The organism is Parasphingorhabdus sp. (assembly GCF_039982415.1).
Classification (GTDB): Bacteria; Pseudomonadota; Alphaproteobacteria; order Sphingomonadales; family Sphingomonadaceae; genus Parasphingorhabdus.
Window position 1 is genome coordinate 501,004 of sequence record NZ_JBDWYL010000007.1, and the last position, 10,498, is coordinate 511,501.

9 protein-coding genes are annotated in these 10,498 nt (G+C 49.1%); 5 read left to right on the plus strand and 4 right to left on the minus strand.

Going from position 1 to position 10,498, the window contains the following annotated elements; genetic code table 11:
- Window positions 1-10 precede the first annotated feature (10 nt).
- Together ABJU74_RS12195 and ABJU74_RS12200 are read right to left on the minus strand one after the other, a co-directional pair.
- On the minus strand, window positions 11-520 hold the full coding sequence (locus tag ABJU74_RS12195; RefSeq protein ID WP_109355237.1) for a MaoC family dehydratase: 510 nt from the start codon (window positions 518-520) through the stop codon (window positions 11-13).
- Between the two features lie 52 nt (window positions 521-572).
- Window positions 573-1,385: a CoA ester lyase gene (locus tag ABJU74_RS12200; RefSeq protein WP_348384491.1), complete on the minus strand. Its 813-nt coding sequence runs from the start codon at window positions 1,383-1,385 to the stop codon at window positions 573-575.
- Window positions 1,386-1,498: 113 nt separating this feature from the next.
- Here ABJU74_RS12200 and ABJU74_RS12205 point away from each other — a divergent pair, with 113 nt between their 5' ends.
- Entirely contained in the window at window positions 1,499-2,404 is a 906-nt protein-coding gene (locus ABJU74_RS12205) for a DUF1838 family protein (protein ID WP_348384492.1), read from the plus strand.
- 54 nt (window positions 2,405-2,458) lie between these two features.
- On the opposite strand, the gene ABJU74_RS12210 is transcribed toward ABJU74_RS12205, so the two are convergent.
- Together ABJU74_RS12210 and ABJU74_RS12215 are read right to left on the minus strand one after the other, a co-directional pair.
- Complete coding sequence (locus tag ABJU74_RS12210; RefSeq protein ID WP_348384493.1) at window positions 2,459-3,148, minus strand: hypothetical protein; 690 nt, start codon at window positions 3,146-3,148, stop codon at window positions 2,459-2,461.
- A 66-nt stretch (window positions 3,149-3,214) separates the two neighbouring features.
- Window positions 3,215-3,685, minus strand: a complete 471-nt coding sequence (locus tag ABJU74_RS12215) for a hypothetical protein (RefSeq protein ID WP_348384494.1) — start codon at window positions 3,683-3,685, stop codon at window positions 3,215-3,217.
- A 115-nt stretch (window positions 3,686-3,800) separates the two neighbouring features.
- On the opposite strand from ABJU74_RS12215, the gene ABJU74_RS12220 reads away from it, so the two are divergent.
- The 4 genes from ABJU74_RS12220 to ABJU74_RS12235 all read left to right on the plus strand — a co-directional run bounded on the left by ABJU74_RS12220 (window position 3,801) and on the right by ABJU74_RS12235 (window position 10,446).
- Window positions 3,801-4,790: a LysR family transcriptional regulator gene (locus ABJU74_RS12220; RefSeq protein WP_348384495.1), complete on the plus strand. Its 990-nt coding sequence runs from the start codon at window positions 3,801-3,803 to the stop codon at window positions 4,788-4,790.
- Window positions 4,791-4,942: 152 nt separating this feature from the next.
- Window positions 4,943-7,480 (plus strand): TonB-dependent receptor, encoded by a 2,538-nt coding sequence (locus ABJU74_RS12225; RefSeq protein WP_348384496.1) that lies wholly within the window; start codon window positions 4,943-4,945, stop codon window positions 7,478-7,480.
- A gap of 129 nt (window positions 7,481-7,609) precedes the next feature.
- Window positions 7,610-8,896 carry an MFS transporter gene (locus ABJU74_RS12230; RefSeq protein WP_348384497.1) on the plus strand — a complete coding sequence of 429 codons (1,287 nt, stop codon included), beginning with the start codon at window positions 7,610-7,612 and terminating at the stop codon, window positions 8,894-8,896.
- Window positions 8,896-10,446, plus strand: coding sequence for an FAD-binding oxidoreductase (locus tag ABJU74_RS12235; RefSeq protein ID WP_348384498.1), 1,551 nt, complete (start codon window positions 8,896-8,898; stop codon window positions 10,444-10,446). The genes ABJU74_RS12230 and ABJU74_RS12235 overlap by 1 nt, the downstream gene beginning before the upstream one ends.
- The last annotated feature ends 52 nt before the right edge of the window (window positions 10,447-10,498 follow it).

A 10,498-nucleotide genomic window follows, 5' to 3' on the forward strand; every position in this document is an offset into this window, starting at 1 on the left:
CCCAGTTTTTCTAGTCGTCTGCGCCGCCAAATCCGCGCTTCCAGATCAGCATGGTGCGTTCAAAGGTGCACACCACTTTATCATCCTGATTTTTTCCGATTGTTTTTATCGTAACAATGCCTTGCTCTGGACGTGATGAGGATTCACGCTTTTCCAAAACTTCGCTCTCTGCATAAAGCGTATCACCTGGAAACAGCGGATGGGTGAGACGGATTTTGTCCCATCCCAAATTGGCCACTGCCTTTTGGCTCGTATCCGAAACGCTCATACCCACCATTAGCGCGACTGTAAGAGGGGAACAGACGAGCGGCTTTTCAAATTCCGTTTTCTTGGCAAATTCATAATCAAAATGAGCCGGATGTGTGTTCATCGTCAACAATGTGAAATGTACATTGTCCGTATCGGTAATCGTTCGACCTGGCCGATGCTCATAAATATGCCCCACTTCGAAATCTTCGAAATAGCGCCCAAAGGTTTCGCGAAACCGTCCTGGGCTGACCTCTATTACTCCATCACGCATAAATTTGTCCTTGTTTGCTTGTCTGTTATTCTCTTGACCGATTGGACTGTTTTCATCTGACTGCAGTCACAATATGCCGGTATCGTTGCATGATTGGCGCCTCTAACATACGGCCATTATGACTAATCGCTTTGCCGCCGGCAGCATCAAAGGCTTGAATGGCATCTTCGGCTTCCTGAATTTCCGATTCCGTTGGTTTCATAGCCGTTGCGATGGCGTCCAATTGTTTGGGATGAATCGCCGCCTTTGCATGAAAACCAAGCATCTTTGCTTGACGAGCTTCTTCAGACAGACCCTCTGCATTGCCCATATCCACATAAGGGACATCAATGGCTGTGACGCCGGCAGATGCACAGCATAAAATGAAAGCGCTACGCGCCATAAACAGCGGTTCCCATTCCAACTTGGTCCCCAGTTGAGCGGAAAAATCGCCGCCTCCGAACATCATTCCAGTAACCCCTGCGCTGGCCGCAATCGCATCCCCCGCGCGCAGACCTTTGACCGTTTCAATCAAGGGGATAAGACCGCTCACCTTGTCTCCCAAAATCTGATGAGCAATATCCACTTCGGTAGGGCTTTCCACCATCGGTAAGAAAACGAGTTCGGGTCGATGATCAGACTGGGACAAAGCTAACAGGTCCGCGAGTCCCGCTGCAGTCTTTAAACCGTTGATTCGGACGGCCGTATTTCTCTGATCCAATCTCTTAAGCCCATCAAGAACGGATTCGCGCGCGCTATCCTTATCGTCAGCCGGGACCGAATCTTCCAAGTCAATACATATCAGATCCGCACCACTATTCAGCGCTTTTTCAAAGCGTTCAGGTCGATTGGCAGGAACAAAAAGGAAGTTGGTAAAACCAGTCATAGGGTCCAATATCATGTCTGAGCAAAATTGCCTCTTCACAATTTGTCCGGACAAATCTAAAGTCAACTAGAAAGTTAAATTTTTTATCTTTTTTTCGATGGGGAGAATCATCAATGAAGCGAATATTGAAAGCCGGTGGCCTTTTAACTAGCCTTTTCGCATTAACGGCAACAGGCACGGTACAGGCCCGCACACTCGATCCGAACAAGCCGGAAGACGCGCTGGAAATCATGAAACGCACACAATGTGGTACAGCAGATGGAGTTCCGGCTGTCTACTATTGGTCCGGAAAAGTCTATTCCCGCGTGCAAGGCGAACCTGATCGTCATTTGTTTAACGGTCAAGGAATGAATATTCGCCAATGCGTAAAAATCGAAGATCCCAAGCGGGGCATCGGTTACCGACAGGTCAGTAGGGAGGTCATGTTTTACTTAGATCCCAAGACCAATGAAGTGCTGCGGACATGGGACAATCCCTGGACAGGCGAAAACGTGAAGGTCATGCAAATTGCCAATGATCCAGTAAACAGTCGCCCGAACTATCCTTATCGTGCCGATGGCTCCCCTTACAAACTGCCTAATATCAATACCCAAGGCAAATGGATGTTCATGCCGTTGGAAGTGCCGCTATTTTATCACAACGTATTGGCTGGTGATTATCAAGATTATGTCGGCAACAAATATCATGCGATGGAAATTTTCGACTTCACCATGTTAGCGGATGAGATATTGGATACCAAAAATCCTACAGCTTATCCGGCCATTAGTTGGGTTCGGATTTCAGATTGGATGCCATGGATGAAAATGCGCGGTCGCCAAGGGCAAATGGTATTTAATGCCATGGGAGCCAAGCTCAAAAGCTACGATGAGCTGCCGCAATTGATCAAAGATGAAATTGCGCTCAATCATCCGGAATATACGGCACCACCGCCAGGCGATGACCCGCGCAAAAATGAGACCACTTGGACGGTTTTCAAAAAATTAATAGATGCGGAACGGGCCGAAAAGAAAGCAAAATAGGCGCTTTCCTTTACCTGTTTTCTCCCTGGGACCGGCCATTGGCCGGTCTCTTTTTTAGAACGGTTTTACATTTCCGAGAAACGCAGTTGCCAATAAAAGTAGGTAAACAACCCAAACCCAGATACGTGTGTTGTCCATAGTCCTTCGCAATGGTAATTCTGTTTCGTCCGATGATCCTTCAGCAATTAGCTGACCCAATTGCGGCCCAACCGGCTTGAAGGCCACATCAATCATGATAGCCGCCGCAAAAATCAAACCAAACATCAGCGCCTTGGTCGCCAACCAAACGGGGATTAAGGGTTCGCCTTGCATCAGCGAGATCAGACCGAGGCCGAGATAAAAAGCGGTTAATCCATATTTGAGTAGTGATTCGATTTTTCGATCTCGTACTGCACGGTCAGTCTGGTCATGTTGATGGGCATCCCATACCAGCCAGGTCCAGAGACCGCCTACCGCCCAGGACACAGCAACGGCCCAACCGGGCAAATCCCACCAGCCGCCAGCGTCTACCATGGTGATGGTAATGGGCACCATCAAAGCCCAAGCGGTGCGCGGTACCATGTCGAGGTTGACTAGCAGCTGCAGCAATATCAACCGCTGCGGCAAGTCATATTTTTCGCGCTTACGGAAGTGCTGCCCAAGCATGAAAACGCCAACATCAGCGCCCAACCAAAGCACGAACAATATGATGTGGATGAATATTAGCAATTGGTAAAAGGAAATATTGAAAAGCTCAATCATCATGCCCGTTCCTATATCTTATGCTGTGATCGATGCATATATATGTCCGGACAAATTGCAATGATCAACTTAAGCGGAAACCCGTTGTTCATTGCATAAAGTCCGCTTGAACAATTTTCCATTTTTAAACCATTGCCAGGTTCTGGCGCGGTGGTTGCCATCCTCTCCAAGACAGATAATCTCGAAAAAACGGGCGCCAGGATCATCTTTCCGCTCGAGATTGAGCAAGACCAAGCCATATTCTGTTTCCCATGCACAGCCGGAAAACTGATCGTTGTCCCACCATAATTTGCCGTCTCGCAGCACACCATTAAGGGTGGAACGATATTTCCGGCCATCCGGCCATTGGAATAAATTCTTCTGAACATAGCCATAGGGCCCGCTATTTGGAAAAATACAGGATATTTCTGCGTCATGCTGATCGATAAGATTATTGTCAGGATCAACATGAAGATAGGTCCCCACCCATTGGCCTTCATGTTTCATCATCTCTGGCATGATATCCTTCAACAAGGCGGCTTGGGGCCCATCCATCGTCATTTTGTCTCCATCCTCTCCATTTGGCATCGGTTAGTCGACATGGTAGCAGGTCTCCAACAACCATTTTGAGTTTCATCACATCCATTGATTGTGATTGGGAATGGAAGGACCGAAAATGACCCAGCCAGATCTGCGCCAGCGCTTCATCAAACCCTCCATGGATCCGCAGAAATTGCAGCATTTTCTGTCGGTATACGACACCGGCAGTTTTTCCAGAGCCGCGAGCAACAATAATGTCAGCCAGCAGGCGGTTTCGAAAAGCGTTGCAAAGCTTGAAGAAAGCCTCGGAGTTAAGCTTTTTGAACGCGGGGCATTTGGTGCTGAAGCCACACAATTTGGTCACGCATTAGCGCGCAGAGCCAAGGTCATTACTGCTGAAAGTCGGCTTGCCGCAGCCGAAATCAGTGCATTACGTGGCGCAGACCGAGGCTATGTCCGCATCGGCCTAGGCTGGTCCTTTCTAACTCGCATTGCGCCGATGGTCATTAACCGCTTTAACGCCAAACAACCTGGTGTAACGCTGAGCATCACGTCCGGTGACTCGCGAACGCTCTATGAAAAATTGCTGCGCGGAGAAGTCGAATTTGTTGCAAGTGCTCCGCCGACCGACTTGGAAATTGATACAGCCATCGAAACAGAAGAATTGTTCGAAGATCGTGATGTCATTATGATGCGGCGAGATCATCCCTTGGCGGCAATGCCTGATATCACCTTAGAAGATCTCGCGGCACAAACCTGGCTGGTTTCCATGCAATTGCAGATGCAATGGAACCGTGTATGCAATATTTTCCTAGCAGCCGGATTATCCCCGCCCACTCGCTATGTTGACATGGATTCCGTTATTTTGGCTAAATCGACTTTGTTGCAAAGCAATGCAATTATGCTGTTGGCCAAAGAATTATTCGCCACCGAAGAAGAGCGCGCACAATATTATATTATCGAAGGCACGGACTTCCCGGTGAGCCGCACTGCTTATCTGGCGGTACGGCGCAACTCCGTCCTGCAGCCTGCAGCACAAAGCCTGAAACAAGAACTTATATCCGCGTCTAGAGCGGTAATAGGGATCAGTCAGCTGCGCGGTCTCACTGTGGCGGAAAAACCATAGCCACCGAAAATTGAAGGTTGGTTGTGGATAACGGGCAATTGGTTGTTAGCGTTTGTCCTATCAAGAAGATTAGCTCGTTTTTCCAAATTTGTCTGGACAATTAACTCCTTTGCTGAGCATTCTCACATTGTCCGGAACCAGGGAGACACAATATGGCAAAGCGCAAAGCAGCTTATAAAAATTCCACTATTTTGGGACTGGCATTGGCTACTCTAGTCACCACCCCCGTTTACGCACAAGCAACAACCGAGCAAGAAGCCGCCGACGAAGGCGGACTTAATGTGATCGTGGTGACAGCCCAGCGCCGGGAAGAAAGCGTGCAAGATATTCCCATCGCGATCAGTGCTTTCTCCGCAGAAGAATTGGAAACACGCGGGGTTTCCAATGCTTTGGAAGTGACACAATTTGTACCCAATTTGGTTGGACTTAACAATACCGGTTTGGGCACCGCGAACTCCTATTTCCTTCGCGGTATTGGTAATACCGAGTCGATCGCGACGTTTGATCCGCCTATTGGTACTTATGTCGATGATATTTATATGTCGCGGCAGAATGCCAATAACCTCTCCTTCTTCGATGTTGAACGGCTCGAAGTTTTGCGCGGTCCGCAAGGGACATTATTTGGTCGCAACACAACTGGTGGCGCAATTAATGTCATTCTCAAGGAACCAGGTGATGAATTTTCTGGTTATGTCGAGGCTGGCTATGGGAGTTATGAACGCTATCTGGTCCGGGCTTCGGTAGATGTACCCCTGGCGGACAGTTTTGCAGTCAAAGTCTCTGGCTATTTTCAAGATGATCAAGGCTATGCGCAAAATACCACAACCGGTGAACGCACCAATGAAAGTGACGGCTGGGGCGTAAGGCTCGGTTTCCGAGGCGAATTATCAGACAACGTCCGTTGGACGGGTTCTTACATGCACACTTATGCCGATGCCGGCAACATCCTGAACTTTGATTGTGATCCTGCCGATCCCAGCAATTGTTCCGGTCGTTTCGTGACGACGGGCCTCACTAAAGATAGTAATTTCAACGGTATCCTGACCGGTCCAAAAAGCGATTTTGGCTTGGGCAATGAAGTCGAAATGGATTTCGTCTCTTCCAATCTCGAAATTGGTCTGGGTGACTTTACCGTCAACCTGATCACTGGATTTATCGATTTACGCCAAGATTTTGCGCTGGATTTTGCAGATGGTCGGGGACTCCCCAACACATCAACTCCGGTTCCAGGCGTTATCGGATTTACCAATGGCGGATTTACAATTTCCAATCAGGGCGAGCATGATCAGTTTACCCAAGAGATTAAGGTCAATGGCTCTTTGGCAGACGGTTTGATCGATTTTGTCGGCGGTGTTTATTATTTCGAAGAAAATAACCGCACCGATTTCGGTGATATTTTCTCGCTTGCGTTTCCACCGCTGCCTGCTGGATTTCCATTGGTCTTAGCCGATCGCGAAATTCGCAATGAAACCACGGCGTGGGCCGCCTATTTACAAGCTGACCTGAATGTCACCGACGCGCTCAAACTGACCGCCGGTATCCGATATACGGACGAAGAAAAAACCTTTGCCGTGCGAGATAATCGTCCGACGGTCGGTACCAATGCGTTGGGACAAAATACCTGTTTCGGCCCGTTCCAATTTGGACCGAGCACCTGCATCGACAGCGCCAATTTAGTGGCCAATAATGGTGTGGCTATTCCCCAGGAGCAAAATGTCAAAATTTGGACGCCACGTTTTGCGGTAAATTATGATGTGTCTGATGACATTTTGCTTTTTGTTTCGGCCACGCGCGGGTTCAAATCTGGCGGCTGGAATGCACGCGGAACATCGCCGTCCGAGCTGCTTCCATTCGGGCCGGAAACAGCGTGGAGCTATGAAGCTGGATTTAAATCAGAATTGTGGGATCGCCGTGTTCGCTTGAATGTTACAGCCTTTCAATTGGACATTGATGGCCTGCAAACACCTTCAGCATTTATTCGTCCGGATGGTTCGCTTGCTTTTATCACGCGCAATTTTGCAGATTATCGCAATCGCGGCCTGGAAGTAGAATTGAACACCGCCCTCTATGACGGTCTCAATATTTTTGCTTCATTGGGCTATCAGGATGATAATTACCGTATAGACCGCAACGCTCCCGGCTTGGATCCGTTCGGGGTGCAATCTGTCAATGCCCAACAAGCTGCTTGTCAAGCGCAGCTCGCCGGCGGGTTAATTCCAAATGCAGCCGGTGCCGATACAGCGGCATCATGCGGCGTGGGTATTGTTGCACCTGATGGCAGTATCGCGGAGCCGGTTCGGACGCCGGATTTCACAATTGCGATTGGCGCCAGTTACACAGCGGAATTTGGCGGTGGCCTATCATTGGTGCCTTCAATCAATGCAAATTGGCGCAGCAGCAGTGAAACCGGCACAAGCCAAGTGACCTTGTTCGATCAACCCATTACTGGACCGACTGGAGCCGTGTTCCCGGCCAACACAATAGGCAATGGCAATGTGATTACCGGCAGCTTTTCGGATGACCGGTGGATTGTAAATGCCGGATTGGCGTTAAAAAGCGACACAGGATGGTCAATAACCGCCGAATGCAAAAATTGTTTCGATGAAGAATCGGTTGAGTCCACCTTAGCCAATTATAGCTACTTGAACCCACCACGGTCCTTTCTGATCAAAGGGCGGTTTGAGTTTTAAACAAACCATGCGGCTCTAAGAAAAGTGATTTTCATCATTGATGGGTGCCTATAACTGCTTTTGGCTTGTATAAGCCAATACACAGTCTAGAGAATATGTCCGGACAAATTATGGAATCGTAGAGGACGCATGACGGAGCAGAATAGAAATGAATTTGCGATGGGCTGGAAGGTCCTGTTCGCCGGCCTGCTTGGCGTGGCTTGTGGTGCATCGCCGATTCCGTTCAATGTCATTGGCTTTACCGTCGAACCGTTGATTGAAGAATTTGGCTGGTCGCGCACTCAAATCTTATTTCCGATCACTATTTTCGGCATTATTGCATCCTTATTGGCACCGTTTTTCGGATCATTGGCAGACAAATATGGTGTCCGCAAAGTGGCGCTATATTCGCTGCTTGCCTTTGGCTTGTCGTTCGCAGCCATTTCTCTCACGCCAACGGCAGCGGCCACATCGACCCTTTATATTTACTATGCCTTGTGGGTTTTTGTGGGGTTGGTCGGCATCGGGTCGACACCGGTAAGCTGGAGCCGGGCGATAAACTTATGGTTCTATAAACATCGCGGACTAGCCTTAGGTATATTGCTTCTCGGGACCAGCCTTGCCGCAATCGTCGTTCCCAAAATCGCCGTTTGGGGCATCGAAAACTATGGCTGGCGCACCATGTTTGCGATTGTGGCTGCCCTTCCCTTGTTTGTTGCACTACCCATTGGCTATTTTCTGTTCCGCGAACCACAACCTGAAGAACAACCCAAAGCGATCATGAGCAACAGCGGAAAACTGACCGGCGTGACACTCGGAACAGCTTTAAGAGATTATCGTTTCTGGCTGATCTGGCTATCTATCGCGGTTATTGCCACAGCCTTTGGCGGCGCTTTTATCAATTTGCCAACGATGCTCGCCGATCGTGGGTTGGAAGCCCAGACTGCGGCTACCGTAATGGGTGTTCTTGGAATTGGTATTTTGTCAGGCCGGATCATTACCGGCGCGCTTCTAGACCAATTCTGGCAAGGTATTGTTGCCTTTCCCCTGCTGTGCCTGCCCGCTATTTCCTGCTATTTGCTATTGGGCACGTCTATCGATTTCCCGCTCGCAGCCTTAGCGGCATTTCTACTGGGTTTTGCAGCCGGTGCAGAAAGCGATCTAATTGCTTATTTGACTGGTCGCTATTTCGGTATGGCAAATTACGGAAAAATATACGGGATGCTCTATATGCCATTTGGCTTTTTCTCGGCTTTGTCTCCGATTATCTATGCCAGCGTAAGAGACAATAGCGGCAGCTATGATCCTATTTTAAGCGTCGCGATATTCGGATTTGTCATCGGCGGGGCATTGTTGCTGTTTCTTGGTCGTTATCCCGACAATCTCCCCGAAGCCGAATCTTCCCCCGAAACCAACTTAGCAATGGAGCCCAGCTAATGGCCACAATAGCCAATCCCAGCGCTGTCGAATATATTGCCAATTCCGGCGCGGAAGTTCTTACCGATGCTGAAAATTTGAATTTCTACGCCCATGATGTCTATCATCGTGGTGCGGACTTGCTTGCTGTTGTTCGTCCGCGCGACAAGGGCCAGCTTTCGGCAGCAGTTGCGGCCACTACGGAACAGAATATTCCAGTTATCCCGCGCGGCGGAGGCATGAGCTATACCGGCGGCTATACCAGCCCGCATAAAGGGGCGGTGCTTTTTGATTTGGCGGCCATGGACCGCATATTAGACATAAACGAAACCGATATGACCGTGACGGTTGAAGCCGGATGCACATGGGCAAAATTATATGAAGCGCTCACGCCCAAGGGGTTACGCACCCCATTTTGGGGCACTTTGTCTGGCTTGAAAGCATCAATTGGCGGTGGCATGAGCCAAAATTGCTTGTTCTGGGGGTCAGGCCGATACGGCACCGCTGCCCAAAGCTGCATTGCAATGGAAATCGTTCTGGCTGACGGTACTATCATGAAAACCGGCGCCAATTTCACTCGCCCCTATGGCCCAGATTTAACCGGTATTTTTCTGGCCGACACAGGCGCATTGGGCATGAAGGCGACGATTACATTGCGTCTCATTCCAGAAGCTGAAGCCCATGGCTATGCCAGCTTCACTTTTGAAAATCACAATGATGTGCTCACCGCCATGGCTCAAATCGAAAGAGCCGGTATTTCGACCGAATGTTTCGGCTTTGACCCCAGTCTCAATGCGATCAGAATGAAACGAGACAGCCTCGGCAGCGATGCCAAAGCTCTCGGTCAAATGATGAAAAAACAAGGCACTGTCTGGAACGCAATCAAAGAAGGCGCAAAGGTTGTCGCTGCCGGTCGTGATTTTCTCGATGAGGCGAAATTTTCACTTCACGTTTTAACTGAAGCCCGCATTCAAGCCGCCGCTGACGACGATCTAGAACGGGCGCGTAAAATTGCTTTAGCGCAAAGCGGCACAGAAACCGAAAACACCATCCCCAAGATTATCCGGGCCAATCCCTTTGGACCGCTAAATGGAATGCTCGGACCTGAAGGTCAACGATGGGCCCCCATCCATGGATTGCTTCCACATAGTCAAGCCATTGCTTGTTATGACGCCGTTTTGCGCTTGATAGCCAAACATCAAGAGGAGATGGATAAGCATGGTATTTTTACCGGTACCTTAATTTCGGCGGTGAGCGGTTCTGGTGCGATTATTGAACCTTGCATCTATTGGCCGGATGCAAGCAATCCTGTCCATGCAGCTTCTATGGAAGCGGCTCATTTTGATAAGTTGCCAGTATTGGAAAGCAACGCTGCCGCTTGGGAATTCACGCAAAAGTTAAAACAGGAATTGGTCGATTTACTGTACGAATATGGTGCCGCCCATTTGCAAATAGGACGGACTTATCGCTATCGCGACAGTTTAGATCCTTCAGCAGATAATTTGCTACAAGACTTGAAAAAAGCCGTCGACCCCAAAGGCCTTATGAATCCGGGATCCTTAGGGCTATAAACGAATTGCCGCCTCAATTAGCGACCTGCACATAGTAGCCGCGGTTAGAAAA

What these genes read in the sequence shown, in the direction of transcription:
- ABJU74_RS12195 (WP_109355237.1), bottom strand. Translation starts at nt 520, where the DNA reads ATGCGTGATGGAGTAATAGAGGTCAGCCCAGGACGGTTTCGCGAAACC.
- ABJU74_RS12200 (WP_348384491.1), bottom strand. Translation starts at nt 1,385, where the DNA reads ATGACTGGTTTTACCAACTTCCTTTTTGTTCCTGCCAATCGACCTGAA.
- ABJU74_RS12205 (WP_348384492.1), top strand. Translation starts at nt 1,499, where the DNA reads ATGAAGCGAATATTGAAAGCCGGTGGCCTTTTAACTAGCCTTTTCGCA.
- ABJU74_RS12210 (WP_348384493.1), bottom strand. Translation starts at nt 3,148, where the DNA reads ATGATGATTGAGCTTTTCAATATTTCCTTTTACCAATTGCTAATATTC.
- ABJU74_RS12215 (WP_348384494.1), bottom strand. Translation starts at nt 3,685, where the DNA reads ATGACGATGGATGGGCCCCAAGCCGCCTTGTTGAAGGATATCATGCCA.
- ABJU74_RS12220 (WP_348384495.1), top strand. Translation starts at nt 3,801, where the DNA reads ATGACCCAGCCAGATCTGCGCCAGCGCTTCATCAAACCCTCCATGGAT.
- ABJU74_RS12225 (WP_348384496.1), top strand. Translation starts at nt 4,943, where the DNA reads ATGGCAAAGCGCAAAGCAGCTTATAAAAATTCCACTATTTTGGGACTG.
- ABJU74_RS12230 (WP_348384497.1), top strand. Translation starts at nt 7,610, where the DNA reads ATGACGGAGCAGAATAGAAATGAATTTGCGATGGGCTGGAAGGTCCTG.
- ABJU74_RS12235 (WP_348384498.1), top strand. Translation starts at nt 8,896, where the DNA reads ATGGCCACAATAGCCAATCCCAGCGCTGTCGAATATATTGCCAATTCC.